We start from the raw sequence: 18426 nt of genomic DNA on the forward strand, positions 1-18426 counted from the left end.
GATTTTTCAACAAATCTTATGATTTTCCCGGTATGCCGTACTTGCGCAGCCGCTGTGCAATGGCGGTGTGTGAAGTTTGCAGCCTGCCGGCCAGCTGCCGTGTCGACGGATAGCTGGCATACAAGCGCTGCAACAGCTCCCGTTCGAAGTTCGCCACGGCCTGCTCCAGGCTCGCCACTTCGCCATCCTGGCCACGGGCCACCGAGGTGCCAGCGATGTCCAGGTCGCCAATGTCCACCAGGTTGCTTTCGCAAATGGCCGCCGCGCGGAAAATCACGTTCTGCAATTGCCGCACGTTACCTGGCCAAGGGTTGGCCAGCAGCGCCGAATGGGTGGCCGGGGTCAGGCGGCAAGCGGGGCGCTGAATCTGCGTACAGGCCTGCTGCATGAAGAAATGCGCCAGCATCAGGATGTCCTGGCCACGGTCACGCAAGGGCGGCACTTGCAGGTTGAGCACGTTGAGGCGGTAGAACAAATCTTCACGGAAGGTGCCTTCGGCCACCATGTGCTCCAGGTCGCGGTGGGTAGCGCTGATGATCCGCACATCCACCTTCACCTCACGGTCACCCCCCACGCGGCGGAAGCTGCCGTCGCTGAGAAAACGCAACAATTTGGCCTGCAGGTACGGCGACATTTCGCCGATTTCGTCGAGAAATACCGTGCCTTGGTTGGCCAGTTCCATCAACCCGGGTTTGCCACCCCGTTGCGCGCCGGTAAAGGCGCCTGGGGCATAGCCGAACAGCTCGCTCTCGGCCAGGCTCTCGGGCAGCGCGGCGCAGTTCAGGGCCAGAAACGGCGCAGCGTGGCGGCTGCTGATGGCATGGCAGGCACGGGCCACCAGCTCTTTGCCCGTGCCGGTCTCGCCGTGTACCAGCAAGGGCGCATCCAGGGCCGCCACACGCAATGCGCGGGCCTTGAGGGTACGGATGGCCGGTGATTCGCCGAGCAGCGCGTCGAACCCTTCAGCATGGTCATGGTGCAACGCCGAAAGGCGTTCCCCCATGCGCGTCGGTGGGTACAGGGTCAGCAGGCCGCCGGCGTTGGTGATGGGCGTGGCGTCGAGCAACAGGCTCTGGCCGTTGAGCTGCATTTCGCGCATCGGCAGGTGGAAGTTGTTGTCCTGCAGGGCCTGCAGCAGGCCGTTGTCGCCGAACAGTTCGCCCACCGAGCGCCCGGCCGATTCGCGCCCGCACAGGGCAATCAGCGCCGGGTTGGCCAGCAACACCAGGCCTGCGCTGTCCACGGCCAGTACCGGGTCGCTCATGGCCGCGAGCAGAGCATCGAGCTGCAGGTGGCGGCGTTGGCCCGGGAGGATGTCGACCACATCCACCGACTGCACGCCTTGCACGTCGAACAAAGCGTCGTGCAGCTCTTCGAGCACGGCGGGGCTGAGGGTTGGGGCGTCGATGTAGACGTTCGGCGGGACCATCTCCACGGCGTCCAGGTTGAGGTGGCGGGCACCGAGCAGGGCGAGGACTTCCTGGGTGATGCCGACGCGGTCGATGAAGCTGACGTGGATGCGCATGGGGAGGCGGTTGGTCATGGCCGGGGAGGGCCGTAGTATGCCTTGATAGGCGGGCTTGGCCCAACACTGCCGGGGCTGCACAGCAGCCCCAGTTCATTGTTACTCCAGATGTTCAGGCTTGATCGGGTCGCCCGACTTCACCTCGAGTTTTTCGCGAATATCGCTGAACATGAAGTCATAGATCTTGTGCGGCGACCCCAGGTTCTCGAATTTCTTCGGCGGGGCCAGGTAGGACTGGGCCTTGCGGGTCAACAGCATGAGGAAACTGGGCAGCACTTGGTCCTTGGCCAGGAAGAACTTTTCGTCCACCGTCTTGCCTTCGATGCTGCCATGCATGTGGAACTGAATGCCTCTGCCTTCCTTGGGATCCGACGCTGCCTCGTATTCGATGTTCAGGTCATAGCTGTGGTCATTGGTGTTCAGCGCGCTGCGCTCGATGTGTACATGACCAGGGTGGTACTGGGCCATGGCAAGCTCCTTTGGAAGGTCGAAAATGGCGGACGCCAGGCGCCCGCCCACTGCATTCAACGGTAGCTGATCCCAGGCGTGGCGGTGGAAACCCGGGTGCCCGCGGTGCCTTTGACGATGTCCTCGATGTTTTCCAGCGAGCTGATCACCGCCACTTTGCCGGTGTTACGGGCAAAGTCACTGGCCGCTTGCACCTTTGGCCCCATGGAGCCGGCGGCGAAGCCTAGGCGTTCGAGTTCGTCGGGGTGGGCCTGGGCAATGGCTTTTTGCGTGGGCTTGCCCCAGTCAATGTAGGCCGCATCGACGTCGGTGGCGATGATCAGAAGGTCGGCTTCCAATTGCTCGGCCAGCAGGGCAGAGCACAGGTCTTTGTCGATGACCGCTTCGATGCCTTTGAGCTTGCGGTTTTCATCGTACATGGTGGGGATGCCACCGCCGCCGGCGCAAATCACGATGCTGCTCTTTTCCAGCAGCCACTTGATCGGGCGGATCTCGAAGATGCGCTTGGGTTTGGGGCTGGCCACCACGCGGCGGTACTTGTCGCCGTCGGGCTTGACCACCCAGCCTTTTTCCTTGGCCAGGCGCTCGGCCTCTTCCTTGCTGTAGACCGGGCCGATGAACTTGGTCGGGTCTTTGAAAGCGGGGTCGTTGGCGTCCACTTCAACCTGGGTGAGCAGTGTGGCGAACGGTACTTCGAACGCCAGCAGGTTGCCCAGCTCCTGTTCGATCATGTAGCCGATCATGCCTTCTGTCTCGGCACCGAGCACGTCCAGCGGGTAGGCTTCGTCGGGCTTGTAAGACAGCGCCTGCAGTGACAGCAGGCCTACCTGCGGGCCGTTGCCGTGGGCGATGACCAGCTCGTTGCCGGGGTGGATCTTGGCGATCTGCTCGGTGGCGGTGCGGATATTGGCGCGCTGGTTGTCAGCGGTCATGGGCTCGCCGCGACGCAGCAGGGCGTTGCCGCCCAATGCAACAACGATACGCATGGGGAATGTCCTTTATCGGGAATTTTGACGGTCGACGCAGCCCCGATCGGGCACGGGCAAGCCCGCGCGCCATCGGGGCCGGTGTGGCCTTTAGAGGTCAGCCAGGGTCGACACCAGGATCGCCTTGATCGTGTGCATGCGGTTTTCCGCTTGCTCGAAGGCGATGCAGGCCGGTGACTCGAACACGTCATCGGTCACTTCGATACCGTTGGCCAGGTCCGGGTACTGTTCGGCAATCTGCTTGCCGACCTTGGTGTCGGAGTTGTGGAAGGCCGGCAGGCAGTGCATGAACTTGGTGCGCGGGTTGCCGGTAGACTTCATCAGCTCGGCATTCACCTGGTAAGGCTTGAGCTGCTTGATGCGTTCGCCCCAGGCTTCGATGGGCTCGCCCATCGATACCCACACGTCGGTGTGCACGAAGTCTACGCCCTTGACCGCAGCTTTCGGGTCTTCGGTCAGGGTGATGCGGGCGCCACTTTCTTCAGCGTACTTTTTGCAGCGTTCGACCAGGTCGTCATGCGGCCACAGCGCCTTCGGCGCGGCAATGCGCACGTCCATGCCAAGCTTGGCACCGATCAGCAGCAGCGAGTTGCCCATGTTGTTGCGGGCATCGCCCAGGTAGGCGTAGCTGATGTCGTGAAGTGGCTTGTCGCTGTGCTCGCGCATGGTCAGCACGTCGGCGATCATCTGGGTCGGGTGGTATTCGTCGGTCAACCCGTTGAACACCGGCACGCCGGCGAACTTCGCCAGTTCTTCGACGATTTCCTGCTTGAAGCCACGGTACTCGATGGCATCGTACATGCGCCCGAGCACGCGGGCGGTGTCCTTCATGCTTTCCTTGTGGCCGATCTGCGAGGAGTTGGGGTCGATGTAGGTGACGTTGGCGCCCTGGTCATAGGCCGCGACTTCGAAGGCGCAGCGGGTGCGGGTCGAGGTCTTCTCGAAGATCAAGGCAATGTTGTTGCCCTTCAGGTGCTGCTGTTCGGTACCGGTGTACTTGGCGCGCTTGAGGTCGCGGGACAGGTCCAGCAGGTAGCGCAGCTCGCGCGTGGTGTGATGTTCGAGGCTGAGCAGGTTGCGGTTGTGAATATTGAACGCCATGACGGTTTCTCCTTGAATTCGGTGAGGTGCCCGGCCGCAGTCTTGTGGAGGCGGCCGGGTGTGATGGTCGTTAGTAGTCGAGCGGGTCGCGGACGATCGGGCAGGTCATGCAATGGCCGCCGCCACGGCCCCGGCCAAGTTCGCCGGCGCTGATGGTGATGACCTCGATACCGGCCTTGCGCAGCAGGGTGTTGGTGTAGGTGTTGCGGTCGTAGCCGATGACCACGCCGGGCTCTACCGCCACCACGTTGTTGCCGTCATCCCACTGCTCGCGTTCGGCGGCGAAGCTGTTGCCACCGGTTTCGACCACGCGCAGCTTGACGCCCAGTTGTTCGCCGACCACGTCGAGGAACGACTTGTTCTCGCGGCGCACGTCCATGCCATAAGGCTTGCTTTCGTCGGGGCGGATGATGAACGGCACGATCTCTTTCACCACTTCCGGGAAGACCGTGACCAGGTCGCGGTCGCAGAAGCTGAACACGGTGTCCAGGTGCATCGCGGCGCGCGATTTCGGTAGGCCGGCGACGATGACTTTTTCCACCGCGCCTTTGGCGAACAGGTTCTGCGCCAATTGGCCGATGGCCTGGCGCGAGGTGCGCTCGCCCATACCGATCAGCACGATGCCCTTGCCGATCGGCATCACGTCACCGCCTTCGAGGGTGGCGTTGCCGTGCTGTTTGTCCGGGTCGCCGTACCAGACCTGGAAGTCGGCACCGGTGAACTCCTTGTGGAACTTGTAGATGGCGGTGGTCAGCAGGGTTTCCTGGCGTCGCGCCGGCCAGTACATCGGGTTGAGCGTAACGCCGCCGTAGATCCAGCAGGTGGTGTCACGGGTGAACTGGGTGTTGGGCAGCGGTGGCAGGATGAAGCTGGAGTGGCCCAGGTAGTCGTTGTACATCTTGACCACATCGGCGCCTTCGCTCTGCGGCAGGTCCTGACCTGCCACGCCGCCGATCAGGAACTCGGCCAGATGGCGTGGCTCAAGGCCTTCGAGCCAGCTGCGCACTTCGTTGGTCAGGCCTACGCCGACAGTGTCAGGGGTGATCTTGCGGTCGAGGATCCACTTCAGGGCCTCTTTGTCTTGCACGATGTCGGTCAGCAGGTTGTGCATTTCCAGTACATCGACGCCGCGCTCGCGCATCTTGGTGACGAAGTCGAAATGGTCGCGCTTGGCCTGGTCGACCCAGATTACATCGTCGAAAAGCAGTTCATCGCAGTTGCTCGGGGTCAGGCGCTTGTGTGCCAGGCCTGGGGAGCAGACCATCACTTTGCGCAGTTTGCCGGCTTCGGAGTGGACACCGTACTTCTGTTTTTCAGCGGACATTGTTCATTCCTCCATGTGTGCGAAGACGTGGGTCAAAGGGTCAGGAAGCCGTCGTACAGGCCATAGGCAGCCACCAGGGCGCCGACGACCACGGCCGCGAAGATCAGTTTTTCCACGTTGGTGAAGATAGGTTGGCCAACCTCGCGCTTGGCCTTGGCGAACAGGATGGCCCCCGGGGCATACAGCAAGGCCGAGAGCAGCAGGTATTTCACGCCGCCGGCGTACAGCAGCCAGATGGCGTACAGCAGAGCGATGGCGCCGATGAACAGGTCCTTCTTGCGTTCGGCCAAGGCTTGCTCGTAGGTTTCGTTGCGCAGTGCCAACAGGAATGCATACGCCGCCGACCACAGGTAAGGCACCAGGATCATCGAGGTGGCGAGGTAGATCAGCGACAGGTAGGTACTGCTGGAGAACAGTGTGATGACCAGGAAGATCTGCACCATGGCGTTGGTCAGCCACAGGGCGTTGGCTGGCACCTGATTGGCGTTTTCGCGGCGCAGGAACTCCGGCATGGTGTGGTCTTTGGCGGCGGCGAACATGATCTCGGCGCACAGCAGCACCCATGACAGCAGGGCCCCGAGCAGCGAGATGATCAAGCCGACGCTGATCAGCACCGCACCCCAGTGGCCGACCACATGTTCAAGCACGGCGGCCATCGACGGGTTCTGCAGTTTGGCCAGTTCCGGTTGGGTCATGATGCCCAGCGACAGCACGTTGACCAGCACCAGGAACAGCAGCACGGTGACGAAGCCGATGACGGTGGCCTTGCCCACGTCAGCGCGTTTTTCCGCCCGTGACGAGAAGATGCTCGCGCCCTCGATGCCGATGAACACCCAGACGGTGACTAGCATCATGTTGCGCACCTGATTCATCACGCTGCCCAGCTCCGGTGTGCCCAGGCCCCAGATGTCGGCGGTGAACACGTCGAGTTTGAAGGCGAACAGGCAGATCAGGGTGAACAGCACCAGCGGCACGATCTTGGCCACGGTGGTTACCAGGTTGATGAACGCCGCTTCCTTGATGCCGCGCAGCACCAGGAAGTGTACGGCCCAGAGCAGGATCGAAGCGCCGATGATCGCGGCGGGCGTGTTGCCCTCACCGAAGATCGGGAAGAAGTAACCGAGGGTGCTGAACAGCAGCACGAAGTAACCGACGTTGCCCAACCAGGCACTGATCCAGTAACCCCAGGCTGAAGAGAAGCCCATGTAGTCACCAAAACCGGCCTTGGCGTAGGCGTAAACCCCGCCGTCCAGGTCAGGTTTGCGGTTGGCCAGGGTCTGGAACACGAACGCCAGGGTCAGCATGCCGACCGCGGTGATGGCCCAACCGATAAGCACCGCGCCAACCCCCGCGCTGGCCGCCATGTTTTGGGGCAGCGAGAAGATCCCGCCACCGATCATTGAACCCACTACAAGTGCAACTAGCGCACCGAGTTTTAATTTTCCGGATGAATCAGACATTTAACAACTCCTGCCAGGAGAAAGTTGACGACAGAATAAATCCGACGCCGGGGCCATTCGCTGACGTGGGTCAGTTCATGGTCATGTGAAGTAGGAAAAATCCTTCACATGGCTCCTGGAGAGTGCCGACAGCTTTGCCGCAGGCCTTGTGGGCTGGCACCTCCATGTCCTACTAGAGCAAACGCTCTGTTCGGCCTGCGCTGCTTGAAGCTAGCCGTTTTTGAGGCTTTCGCAAATTTTTCACAAGAATTTCGAGTTTTAACAGCGCCTTCCCTAGTTGCTGGGCAGCTGCTAATTTTTACAGAGGGTTGGCATAGACAAAGCAGTTATGAGTGCTATAGCTTTTATGGCGTTAACCCATATAAGCCACCGCGCTTAATATGGCCGGCATGGCTGTTTCAAACGAATGACAGCGGGTGAAAAAAAGGGAGGCACATGAGCGAACCGGGACAGAAGCTGCGCCTGGGCGCGCTGATCGCACTGGTGGTGGGTTCGATGATCGGTGGCGGGATCTTCTCGCTGCCGCAGAACATGGCGGCGCGTGCCGATGTCGGCGCGGTACTGATCGGTTGGGGCATCACGGCGGTTGGCATGCTGGCCCTGGCGTTCGTGTTCCAGACCCTGGCCAACCGCAAGCCTGAACTGGACTCGGGCGTGTATGCCTACGCCAAGGCGGGCTTTGGCGACTACATGGGCTTCTCCTCGGCCTGGGGCTACTGGATCAGCGCCTGGCTCGGCAACGTCGGCTATTTCGTGCTGCTGTTCAGTACGCTGGGGTTCTATTTTCCGGTGTTTGGCGAGGGCAACACGCCTATCGCCATCGGCTGCGCCTCGCTGCTGCTGTGGGCTGTGCACTTTCTGGTGTTGCGCGGCATCAAGGAAGCGGCGTTCATCAACCAGGTGACCACCGTGGCCAAGGTGGTGCCGTTGCTGATTTTCATCGTCATCGCGGCGTTTGCCTTTCGCGCCGACATCTTCACCCGTGATATCTGGGGCTTGAGCAACCCGCAGTTCGGCAATGTGCTGGACCAGGTGCGCAACATGATGCTGGTCACCGTGTTCGTGTTCATCGGCATCGAAGGCGCCAGCGTGTATTCCGGGCGTGCACAGCGCCGGTCGGATGTGGGCAAGGCCACGGTGATCGGCTTTCTGGGCGTGCTGGCGCTGCTGGTGCTGGTCAACGTGCTGTCGCTGGGGGTGATGACCCAACCGGAGCTGGCCGGGCTGCAGAACCCGTCATTGGCATCGGTGCTCGAACACATCGTTGGCCCGTGGGGCGCATTGTTGATCAGTATCGGCCTGGCCGTTTCACTGCTCGGCGCCTTGCTTTCATGGGCATTGCTGTGCGCCGAGATCCTGTACGCCACCGCGCGTGACAAGACCATGCCGCGCTTTCTGGCCAAGGAAAACGCCAACCATGTGCCGGCTAATGCCCTGTGGCTGACCAACTGCATGATCCAGGGCTTCTTGCTGATCACCCTGGTTTCGGCCGGGACCTACACCAGCCTCATCTACCTGGCTTCGTCGATGATTCTGGTGCCTTACCTGTGGTCGGCGGCGTATGCGGTGTTGCTGGCGCTGCGTGGAGACTCCTACGCCGGGCAAGCGGGCCTGCGGCGCAAGGACCTGCTGGTGGCGATGGTTGCCCTGCTGTATGCGGTGTGGTTGCTGTACGCCGGTGGGCTCAAGTACCTGCTGCTGTCGGCGCTGCTGTATGCCCCCGGTGTGATTCTGTTCGCCAGGGCCAAGCACGAGCAGGGGCAGACCCTGTTCACCACGTGGGAGAAGCTGATTTTCGCTGCGGTGCTGGCGGGCGCTGCGCTGGCGGCGTATGCCCTGTATTCAGGGTTGCTGAGCTTGTGACCCGGCTACGCAAGCTTGTTCTGGGCGCGACCAGATCCACAGGTTGCCCAGGGTCATGCCGCTGATTGCCAGAAACACCGGCCAGTGGTGTTCGAGGAAGGCCAGCATCAGGCCTGCGCACAGCAGCATGCTGATGGTGGCGCTGACCTTGGCCCGGCGCTGGATCACCTTGCCATTGCGCCAGTTGAACAGAATCGGCCCGAACAACCGGTGATTCTCCAGCCAGGCAGAAAGGCGCGGTGAACTGCGGGTGGCTGCCCAGGCGGCCAGCAGGATGAACTCGGTGGTCGGCAGGCCGGGAATGACGATCGCGACCAGGCCAACCCCCAGGCTTACGTAAGCCAGGATTCCATACAGCAAACGAGCGAGTTTCGAGCGGGCAGGTTGGGTCATGGTCTCACTGCGAAAAACGGTTCGGCCACCGGTGGGGTGGCCGGGTACAGCGTGTCAAACCAGCGCGGCATCTGCCGCATAGGCGTGCTTGAGCAGCTCGGTGAAGCGCTCGAAGGCTGCGACCGCGCCCCGTTCGGCGGCGGCCTCTTCTTCGGCCGACAGCGCCAGGCCATCGAGGATGCGGGTGAACTGTTTCCAGCCTTCGGCACGGCCGCCGGCCGGTTCGCCCAAGTGGCGGGCGCCGAAGCTGTCGGACAGCTCAAGGGCCACGGCACGCTTGATCAGAAACGCAGCGCCCAGTTTGGAGCCTTCGGAGACGAAGATCCAGCCCATGGCCTCGCCCAGGCTCGGATTTTGTACCGCGCCAGGGACTGCGCTGGGCACTTCGGTGTCGAGGTCGGCGAGGTCCAGGCGGGCCTGTTCGGCGCGGCAACGCTCGGCCAGGTCGGGGACGATGGCGATCAGTTGCGGGTCGTTGTACAAGGCCTTGAGTTCGGACTGGAACAGGTACTGGGCGACCACGAAGCGGGCGAAGTTTTCACGGCTGTCGAAGGGGGCGTGGGCCTTGACCAGGGCATCCAGCTCGGTGTGCGGGGCGTGGGTGATCTGGTTGAGGCGCTGGGAGCGCAGGGCTGGGCGTTCGGTCATGGGGGCAGTCCTTGGAAAAAGGGGCGTCTAGATACAAGACGAAATAGCGGGGGCGGGACAGTAAAAAAAACTGGGTTTTTTGGGTGGTGGCCTTGAGGGTTGCAGCGCTCGATCTGGCAGACGCTGCAACGCTCAAGGCCTACCAAGGGATCAGATATCCCACACCACATTGATGCCAAAGTTGCGCCCCGGCATGGTCAGGCGGTCCATGTTGGCTGGCTGGGTTACCGCAGCCTCACCCTGGCCGTCGTAGCTGCGTACCGAGTCCCACTGCCAGTACTTCTTGTCGGTGAGGTTGTACAGGCCGGCGTTGATGGTGACGTCGTCGGTCACCTTGTAGAAACCGGTCAGGTCCAGCACGCCATAGCCCGGGGTGCGGAACTTGGCGCTGGCGCCATCGGGTGCGTAGAAGTGGGTGTCGTCTACGCGGGTCTTGCGCTTGACCAGCGTCCAGCTCAGCAGGCCACCGTAGTTTTGCTGCTCGTAACCCAGGCCGAACACACCCTTGAGCGGGTTGACGGTGTTCAGCGGCTGGCCGGTGTCATCGTTGCGACCGTAGGCGTAGGCAATCGAGCCCTGGGTGTACAGGCCTTGCGGCGCGCCGAAGTGATCCAGGTTCAGGCGGCCCTTGACCTCGGCGCCTTTGATGGTGGCGTGCTTGATGTTGTTGGCCTGGAAGGTTTGCTCCAGGTTGGCGCTTTGCACGGCATCTTCATCGATGAAGTCGCGGTACTTGTTGTAGAACACCGCCACATCGAAGTTACCCGCGTCGAAGTTGCCACGCAGGCCGGTTTCGTAGCTTTTGCTCTTTTCAGGTTCGAGGCCCGGGTTGCCCTCTACGCGGTAGCCTAGCTCCAGGTTCTGGAAGCGGCCGTACATGGACTTGGCCGTGGGCGTGCGGAACCCTTCGGCATACTGGCCGTACCAGGTGTAGTTGTCGTTGAACGCGTAGGTCAGGCCAAACTTGGGCGAGACCCGGTGCCACTTCTTGTCCGAGTCGTCCTGCGAGGTGGGTGCCGTGCCGGTGGACTCCAGGCCACGCAAGAAGGCATCGGTAAACTTGGGCTCCATGTGCGTGTAGTCATAGCGTGCGCCTGGCATGAAGGTCCAGTTGTTCCAGCGGATCTCGTCCTGGACGAACAGGCTGTAGGTGTTGATGGTCGGGTCCGGGAAGTCGCTGACCAGCACCTGGCCGTCGCGAGCGCTGTCCTGCCCGATGGCGGTGCAGCTGCCGCCAACGTTCAGGCAAGTGCCCGAACCGCTACGGGAACCGGTGACCTTTTCATGCTTGAGCGTGGTGCCGTAGGTCAGCAAATGATCGGTTGCACCGATGCTGAAGGCTTTGTCCAGCTGGGCATCAAAGACCCATTGGCGATCCTTGTAGGTGGTCTGACGTTCACGAAGTACCTGCCGACCCGAGGCGACATACAGCTCATCGGTGGTTTGATCGGTTTTGGCAATCTGGTAGTTGAGGCTCCATTTGACATGGTCGGCGACCAAGCTATCGAGACCGAACTCATGGTTGATGCCGAAGCGTTCGCGGGTCACCGTATCGTTGCCCTGGCGCATACGATAGGAATTCATGCCACCGAAGCCTGGAATGAACGGCCCACCCACCGCACTGAGGATATTCTGGTCGCGGTCGTCCTTGTAGCGCTCGTAGGTGAACCCCAGGCGCGCATCGTCAGCGTAGTTCCAGCCCAGTTTGGCCAGCACGTTGGTGCTGCGCACGTCTTGCGGGTTGGCTTCGGTGCGGGCCAGGCCGTCACCGCTGTGGCCACCGTAGGACTCGGTCTCGTGGCCGTTACGCTGGCTCAGGTGGAGCAAGCCGTCGAAGTCGCCCTGGCGGCCGGCGACGGTGGCGGAGGTCAGCCAGCTTTCGTCGGCCGAGCTGTAACCGGTCTTGAGGCGTGCACCCACGTCCTTGCCGGGCTTGATGATGTCGTCCGGGTCGAGGGTGAAATAGCTGACCGCGCCGCCGATGGCATTGCTGCCATATAGCACTGACGCGGGGCCGCGCAGTATCTCCACGCGCTTGACGATCTCGGGGTCGACGTAATTGCGCTGGGTCTGGGCGTAAGGGCCGTAGAAGAAGCTGTCGGGGATCGACACACCGTCGATCTGGGTGAGGATCCGCTCACCGTCGATGCCGCGGATGTTGTAGCCGTTCAGGCCGCTGCGCTGGCCGGTACCGGCCACCGAAACACCTGGCTCGTAGCGCACCAGGTCCTGGATGTTGTTGACGTTCTGCCGGTCTAATTGCTCGCGGGTCTGCACGCTGACGGTGCTCGGCACCTGGCTGACGTCCTGGGCGCTGCGGGTGGCGCTGACGGTCACCTGCTGCAGGGCGATGACATTGCTCGTGGTCTGGCGCTCGAGCACCACGTTGCCGTTACCGATCTTGCGATAGCCAAGGCCGGTGCCCTTGAGCAGGCGCTTGAGCGCGGCCTCCGGTGGCAGCGAGCCCTGCACCCCTTGCGAGGCGACGCCATCGGCCAGTTCGGCACTGAAGCCGACCTGCCAGCCGGTGACCTGGCTGAAGGCATTGATGGCCGAAACCAGTGGCTGCTGGCCGATGCTGAAGCGATAGTCACCCATGCGCGGGCTGCTGGCCTGGGCAGGTTCGGCGGCCAGGGCCGGCAGGCTGCAGGCGCCGCAGGCGAGCAGGGCCAGGCTCAGCAGGGACAATTGCCCTGTGCGGCGGGAAAGTGTGGACGGGCGAGTTGGACCTGTGGACATCGAAAGCGCTCCCAGACGCGCGAACTGTTATAGGTGATGACCGTTCTTGTTATCAAACAAGAATCAGTTGCATTGGCTATAACGAGACGGGCGGGGTAGCGCGATTGCGTAAAAATAATTTATGGCAGCCGCAGCACCTGCAGTGGCAACTCAGTTGAGAATCACCACAGCAGGGTATTCGTGCAACTGGGCAGAGGTGATGTGAGCCAGGGCGCGCAGGGTTTCCAGCGGTTGGTCGAGGCGATAGTTGCCCGTGACCGCGACGTCTTCCAGGCCGGCATTGCGGTTGATGATCCAGCCCGGGTAGTAGCGCCTGACCTCGGCCAGCACCTGGCTCAACGGGCAGTTCTCGAACACCAGGCGGCCGTCGATCCAGGCCAGGTCCTTTTGCATGTCCGCGCGCTGGCGCTGGCCAAAGCCCTGGGGGCCGACGCTGATGCTGTCGCCGGCGCTGAGGCGGATGCGCTGGTCGCTGGCGGCCTGCAAGTCGACATCACCGCGCTGCACCCGCACCTGGGCTTCGCCGTCGAGGTAACGCACGGCGAAGTCGGTGTCACGCACCTGGGCCCGTAGCGGGCCGGCCTGGACTTCGAGCGGCCCTTGCGCGCCCTCGGGCACCTGGAAGTAGGCCTCGCCCTGCAGCAGGCGCGCGACCTGGCGCCCTTCTCGCAGGTCACTGGCGAACGCCGAGTTGGTGTTGAGCAACACTTTGGCGCCGTCGTCCAGTTGCAGGCGCTGCCGTTCGCCCACCACGGTCAGGTGATCGGCCTGCAGGCGCATGGGCAGGTTGCCGAGGGTGAACAGGCCGATCAACAACACCGCGGCGGTGGCCAAGGGCTTCCAGTGGCTGCGCAGGCGCCCGCGCAGGGATCGACGTTGGCCCTGATGCAGCTGCGCGGCCGCCTGGTGCAATGGCGTGCCATTCCACAGCGCTTCTGCTTCAACATAGGCTTCGGCGTTTTCCGGTGCGGCGCTGAGCCAGGCTTCGAAGGCCTGGGCGTCGTGCGCATCGGCGCATTGCAGGCGTACCAGCCAGTCCAGTGCCTCGTCCATGGCACGGGCACGGGCACGGGCACGGGCGTTGGGCCCGGCAGGTGTCGGGCGAGCGACAGGGCGGTCGGTCACGGTGAATCCTTGCAAGGGTTGTTCACGAATCATCAAGGCTAAGGCCGGGTGTGGCAAGTGCTTTGCGTTGCCCGGCTGGCCGACGGTCGCATCACTTGAGGCGGTCGGCGACGCCCATGCAGATGGCCATGATCAGTTTCAACTCCTTCTGCACCGTGCTGGCCGAGACGTTCAGTTGCTCGGCAATTTCCAGGTAGGTGGCGCCATGCAGGCGGCTGAGGATGAAGATGCGCTGCTGGCGCTCGCTCAGTTGATTGAGGCTGACGCTCAGGTGCTTGAGCAACTGCTCGGCGTGGGCGGCGTCCTCGCTGCTGCTGGCGGGCGCAGCGACACTGTGCAGCACCTCGTCGGGCACGTCGTCAACCAGCATGCGGGACTGCACCCGGCGTGCGCGCAAATGGTCGAGGGCCAGGTTGCGCGCGGTCTGGAACACGAACGGTTCGATATGTTCGATGGGCCGTTCGCTCAGCGCACGGGAAACCCGCAGGTAGGTTTCCTGCAGCAGGTCCTCGGCCGTGCTGGGGTTGCCCACCATGCGTTGCAGGGTACGCAGCAGGGTGAGGCGCTGGACGAGGAAAACGGAGTTGAACCGGGACTGACTCACAGGGGGACCTGGCCGACGAAAGGTTAATGATAATGCTTATCATCTGTACCAAAGGTCAAGCCTGGATGTGTTTAGTAAAGGTAAAGATTGCCGTTCGGCCCTGTCGCCGGCACGCCGGCGACAGGGCCAAGTGGGCTCAGCGTGCGTTGCACAACGCCAGGCAGTTATCCAGCATCCGGTTGGAGAAGCCCCATTCGTTGTCGTACCAGGCCAGCACCTTCAGCATGCGCCCGTTGGCCCGGGTATGGTTGGCATCGAAGATCGCCGACAGCGGGTTGTGGTTGAAATCGCACGAAACCAATGGCAAGGCGTTGTAGCCCAATACCTTGGAGTGCCGGCTGGCCTCCTGGAACAGCTGGTTGACCTCGTCGGCGCTGGCGTCACGCTTGAGGTTGACGGTGAGGTCCACCAGCGACACGTTGATCACCGGCACCCTTACCGCCATGCCGGTCAGCTTGCCGGCCAGTTCCGGCAGCACCAGGCCCACGGCTTCGGCGGCGCCGGTCTTGCTCGGGATCATCGACTGGGTGGCCGAGCGCGCACGGTAGGGGTCGCTGTGGTAGACGTCGGTCAGCACCTGGTCGTTGGTGTAGGCATGGATGGTCGTCATCAGGCCTTGTTCGATGCCGAACTCGCGGTGCAGCACCTGGGCGATCGGCGCCAGGCAGTTGGTGGTACAGGAGGCATTGGAAATGATCTGGTGCGACGCGCGCAGCACGTCATGGTTGACCCCGTACACCACGGTGGCGTCAGCCCCCTTGGCCGGTGCCGAGACGATCACCTTGCCAGCCCCTGCAGCCAGGTGCGCGGCAGCCTTGGCCCGGTCGGTGAACAGCCCGGTGCATTCGAATACCACGTCGATCGCTTCGGCCTTCCAGGGCAGCTCGGCCGGGTTGCGGATGGCACTGACCGCGATACGGTCACCATTGACCGTAAGGCTTTCATGATCGGCTTCGACGCTGGCGTCGAAGGTGCCGTGCACGCTGTCGTACTTGAGCAGGTGGGCGTTCATGGCGCTGTCACCCAGGTCGTTGATGGCGACGACCTGCAGGTCCTGGCGGTAGCCTTGGGTATACAGTGCGCGAAGGACATTGCGCCCTATGCGGCCGAATCCATTGATGGCGATGCGAAGGGTCATGGCGTTACCTCTGGCGGTCCGAGTGAGGCCTGTGGCACAAAGGGGCTTCACTGAAACGGTTTTGTTGTTGGAATTACAAGATTATTCACTATCAGATAGAAAACAAGCCTTTTTAGTGGCAGTATTTTGTTTAAACATACAACGAGTGGTCGGGCAGGCCTCTCAGCGATGCCTCCAAGGCCCTTTTCTAGAGCCTAGGTCGCAATCGTTTGGAGGGGAAATGCCCGGTAAGCCGCCCATACAGTTAGCCTGGAGTCCAGTACATGCACCCGCGCATCCTTGAGGTCACCCAACGGCTGGTCGAACGCAGCCGTGCCACCCGTGAACGCTACCTGCAGCTGATTCGCGGCGCGGCCAGTGACGGACCCATGCGTGCCAGCCTGCAGTGCGCCAACTTTGCCCACGGCGTGGCCGGTTGCGGCGCCCAGGACAAGCAGAGCCTGCGGCTGATGAATGCGGCCAACGTCGCCATCGTCTCGGCCTACAACGACATGCTCTCGGCGCACCAGCCGTACCAGCACTTCCCCGAGCAGATCAAACAGGCCCTGCGAGAAGTCGGCTCGGTCGGCCAGTTCGCCGGCGGCGTGCCGGCCATGTGCGATGGCGTGACCCAGGGCGAGCCGGGCATGGAGCTGGCCATCGCCAGCCGTGAAGTGATCGCCATGTCCACCGCCGTGGCCCTGTCGCACAACATGTTCGACGCCGCGCTGATGCTCGGCATCTGCGACAAGATCGTCCCCGGCCTGATGATGGGCGCGCTGCGTTTCGGGCACTTGCCGACCATTTTCGTGCCAGGTGGCCCGATGCTCTCGGGCATCTCCAACAAGCAGAAGGCCGACGTGCGCCAGCGCTATGCCGAGGGCAAGGCCAGCCGCGAGGAGCTGCTGGAGTCGGAGATGAACTCCTACCACAGCCCCGGCACCTGCACCTTCTACGGCACCGCCAACACCAACCAGCTGGTGATGGAAGTGATGGGGTTGCACCTGCCAGGCGCCTCGTTCGTGAACCCCTATACGCCGTTGCGCGATGCGCTCACTGCCGAGGCCGCGCAGCAGGTCACGCGCCTGACCAAGGCCAGCGGCAGCTTCATGCCACTGGGCGAGGTCGTCGACGAGAAGTCGCTGGTCAACTCGATCGTCGCCCTGCATGCCACAGGCGGCTCGACCAACCACACCCTGCACATGCCGGCGATCGCCCAGGCGGCGGGCATTCAGCTCACCTGGCAGGACATGGCCGACCTGTCCGAGGTGGTGCCGACCCTGTCCCATGTCTACCCCAATGGCAAAGCCGACATCAACCACTTCCAGGCCGCTGGCGGCATGGCCTTCCTGATCCGCGAGCTGCTCGATGCCGGGTTGCTGCACGAAGACGTCAACACTGTCGCGGGCCACGGCTTGCGCCGCTACACCCAGGAGCCATTCCTCGACAACGGCAAGCTGGTCTGGCGCGAAGGCCCGCTGCACAGCCTGGACGAGACCATCCTGCGCCCGGTGGCGCGGCCATTCTCGGCCGAAGGCGGCCTGCGGGTGATGGAAGGCAACCTTGGGCGTGGGGTGATGAAGGTTTCCGCAGTCGCTCGCGAGCATCAGGTGGTTGAAGCCCCGGCGCGGGTATTCCACGACCAGCAGTCGCTGGCCGACGCCTTCAAGGCCGGCGAGCTGGAGTGCGATTTCGTGGCCGTGGTGCGCTTCCAGGGGCCGCGTTGCAACGGCATGCCGGAGCTGCACAAACTGACGCCGTTCCTCGGTGTGCTGCAAGACCGCGGCTACAAGGTTGCGCTGGTCACCGATGGGCGCATGTCGGGCGCGTCGGGCAAGATCCCGGCTGCCATCCACGTTTGCCCCGAAGCCTTTGACGGTGGGCCGCTGGCACGGGTGCGCGATGGTGATATCGTGCGGGTCGATGGTGTCGAAGGCACGCTGCAGCTCAAGGTGTCGGCCGAGGAACTGGCCAGCCGCGACCTGCCGCCAGCACCTCAGGGCAACGACCTGGGTTGCGGGCGCGAGCTGTTCGGCTTCATGCGCATGGCGTTCAGCTCGGCCGAGCAAGGCGCCAGCGCCTTTACCTCGGCCCTGGAGAACCTCAAATGAAGGACCTGCTGGTTGGCGACATCGGTGGCACCAATGCCCGCTTTGCGTTGTGGCGTGACAACCAGCTGTACCAGGTGAAGGTCTTCGCCACCGCTGACTACACAAGCCCCGAGCAGGCGATTGAAGCCTACCTGCACGATCAGGGCATTGCCCGTGGCGGCCTGTCGGCGGTGTGCCTGGCCGTCGCCGGGCCGGTCGATGGCGATGAGTTTCGCTTCACCAACAACCATTGGCGGCTCAGCCGGCGTGCGTTCTGCAAGACCTTGCAGGTCGAGCAGCTGTTGCTGATCAACGATTTCACGGCCATGGCCTTGGGCATGACGCGCCTGCAAGCGGGCGAATTCCGCGAAGTCTGCCCTGGCCAGGCGGACCCGCTGCGGCCTGCTTTGGTGATCGGGCCGGGTACCGGCCTTGGTGTCGGCAGCCTGCTGCGCCTGGGTGAACAGCATTGGCAGGCATTGCCGGGTGAGGGTGGGCATGTCGACCTGCCGGTGGGCAATGCCCGTGAGGCGGCGATCCACCAGCAGATTCATGGCCAGATTGGCCATGTCAGTGCCGAGACGGTGCTCAGTGGCGGTGGCCTGGTGCGCTTGTATCAAGCCATCTGCGCACTGGACGGCGACATACCGCGACACAAGACCCCAGCCGATATTACCGATGCCGCCCTGGGCGGCGAACCGCGGGCGTTGGCGGTGGTCGAGCAGTTCTGCCGCTTCCTGGGGCGGGTGGTGGGCAACAATGTTCTGACCCTGGGCGCCCGGGGTGGGGTTTACATTGTCGGCGGTGTGATCCCGCGGTTTGCCGAGCTGTTTTTGCGTAGCGGGTTTGCCGCGAGCTTGGCCGACAAGGGCTGCATGAGCGGGTATTTTGCCGGGGTGCCAGTGTGGCTGGTGACGGCGGAGTTTTCCGGGTTGCTGGGGGCGGGGGTGGCTTTGCAGCAGGTGCTGGATCAATAGAGCGAA

General features: G+C 62.8%; 15 protein-coding genes. 3 read left to right on the top strand and 12 right to left on the bottom strand.

All coding sequences use genetic code 11. From position 1 onward, the window contains the following. Nucleotides 1-16: 16 nt before the first annotated feature. From HU766_RS12570 to arcD (HU766_RS12595), 6 genes are all read right to left on the bottom strand, one after another. Complete coding sequence (locus HU766_RS12570) at nucleotides 17-1525, bottom strand: sigma-54-dependent transcriptional regulator (protein WP_186657176.1); 1509 nt, start codon at nucleotides 1523-1525, stop codon at nucleotides 17-19. 99 nt (nucleotides 1526-1624) lie between these two features. Next, nucleotides 1625-1993 carry a DUF5064 family protein gene (locus HU766_RS12575; protein ID WP_033701048.1) on the bottom strand — a complete coding sequence of 123 codons (369 nt, stop codon included), beginning with the start codon at nucleotides 1991-1993 and terminating at the stop codon, nucleotides 1625-1627. A gap of 56 nt (nucleotides 1994-2049) precedes the next feature. Next, complete coding sequence (gene arcC, locus HU766_RS12580) at nucleotides 2050-2979, bottom strand: carbamate kinase (protein ID WP_033701047.1); 930 nt, start codon at nucleotides 2977-2979, stop codon at nucleotides 2050-2052. 90 nt (nucleotides 2980-3069) lie between these two features. Beyond that, nucleotides 3070-4080 carry an ornithine carbamoyltransferase gene (locus HU766_RS12585; RefSeq protein ID WP_016485079.1) on the bottom strand — a complete coding sequence of 337 codons (1011 nt, stop codon included), beginning with the start codon at nucleotides 4078-4080 and terminating at the stop codon, nucleotides 3070-3072. Nucleotides 4081-4150: 70 nt separating this feature from the next. Then, nucleotides 4151-5404: an arginine deiminase gene (gene arcA / locus HU766_RS12590; RefSeq protein WP_033701046.1), complete on the bottom strand. Its 1254-nt coding sequence runs from the start codon at nucleotides 5402-5404 to the stop codon at nucleotides 4151-4153. Between the two features lie 32 nt (nucleotides 5405-5436). Then, entirely contained in the window at nucleotides 5437-6864 is a 1428-nt protein-coding gene (arcD, locus tag HU766_RS12595; protein WP_186657128.1) for an arginine-ornithine antiporter, read from the bottom strand. Nucleotides 6865-7299: 435 nt separating this feature from the next. Here arcD (HU766_RS12595) and arcD (HU766_RS12600) point away from each other — a divergent pair, with 435 nt between their 5' ends. Next, nucleotides 7300-8727 carry an arginine-ornithine antiporter gene (arcD, locus tag HU766_RS12600; protein ID WP_033701042.1) on the top strand — a complete coding sequence of 476 codons (1428 nt, stop codon included), beginning with the start codon at nucleotides 7300-7302 and terminating at the stop codon, nucleotides 8725-8727. Here arcD (HU766_RS12600) and HU766_RS12605 read toward each other — a convergent pair. The 6 genes from HU766_RS12605 to gap all read right to left on the bottom strand — a co-directional run bounded on the left by HU766_RS12605 (nucleotide 8707) and on the right by gap (nucleotide 15374). Continuing rightward, the gene (locus tag HU766_RS12605; RefSeq protein ID WP_186657130.1) at nucleotides 8707-9120 is read right to left on the bottom strand and encodes a YbaN family protein; all 414 of its coding nucleotides are present in this window, start codon (nucleotides 9118-9120) and stop codon (nucleotides 8707-8709) included. The two genes, arcD (HU766_RS12600) and HU766_RS12605, sit on opposite strands and share 21 nt — an antisense overlap. Nucleotides 9121-9174: 54 nt before the next feature. Further along, the gene (locus HU766_RS12610; RefSeq protein WP_186657132.1) at nucleotides 9175-9768 is read right to left on the bottom strand and encodes a biliverdin-producing heme oxygenase; all 594 of its coding nucleotides are present in this window, start codon (nucleotides 9766-9768) and stop codon (nucleotides 9175-9177) included. Nucleotides 9769-9918: 150 nt separating this feature from the next. Then, complete coding sequence (locus tag HU766_RS12615) at nucleotides 9919-12507, bottom strand: TonB-dependent receptor (RefSeq protein WP_186657135.1); 2589 nt, start codon at nucleotides 12505-12507, stop codon at nucleotides 9919-9921. A 150-nt stretch (nucleotides 12508-12657) separates the two neighbouring features. Next, nucleotides 12658-13632, bottom strand: a complete 975-nt coding sequence (locus HU766_RS12620) for a FecR domain-containing protein (protein WP_186657137.1) — start codon at nucleotides 13630-13632, stop codon at nucleotides 12658-12660. 91 nt (nucleotides 13633-13723) lie between these two features. Next, on the bottom strand, nucleotides 13724-14236 hold the full coding sequence (locus HU766_RS12625; RefSeq protein ID WP_186657139.1) for a sigma-70 family RNA polymerase sigma factor: 513 nt from the start codon (nucleotides 14234-14236) through the stop codon (nucleotides 13724-13726). A 136-nt stretch (nucleotides 14237-14372) separates the two neighbouring features. Continuing rightward, on the bottom strand, nucleotides 14373-15374 hold the full coding sequence (gap, locus tag HU766_RS12630) for a type I glyceraldehyde-3-phosphate dehydrogenase (RefSeq protein WP_186657145.1): 1002 nt from the start codon (nucleotides 15372-15374) through the stop codon (nucleotides 14373-14375). A 263-nt stretch (nucleotides 15375-15637) separates the two neighbouring features. On the opposite strand from gap, the gene edd reads away from it, so the two are divergent. Both edd and HU766_RS12640 read left to right on the top strand, forming a co-directional pair. Beyond that, nucleotides 15638-17464, top strand: a complete 1827-nt coding sequence (gene edd, locus HU766_RS12635) for a phosphogluconate dehydratase (RefSeq protein WP_186657149.1) — start codon at nucleotides 15638-15640, stop codon at nucleotides 17462-17464. Continuing rightward, nucleotides 17461-18420 (top strand): glucokinase, encoded by a 960-nt coding sequence (locus HU766_RS12640; RefSeq protein WP_186657151.1) that lies wholly within the window; start codon nucleotides 17461-17463, stop codon nucleotides 18418-18420. The genes edd and HU766_RS12640 overlap by 4 nt, the downstream gene beginning before the upstream one ends. The last annotated feature ends 6 nt before the right edge of the window (nucleotides 18421-18426 follow it).

This window comes from Pseudomonas sp. SWRI77, assembly GCF_014269105.1.
In the GTDB taxonomy this organism is placed as follows: Bacteria; Pseudomonadota; Gammaproteobacteria; order Pseudomonadales; family Pseudomonadaceae; genus Aquipseudomonas; species Aquipseudomonas capeferrum.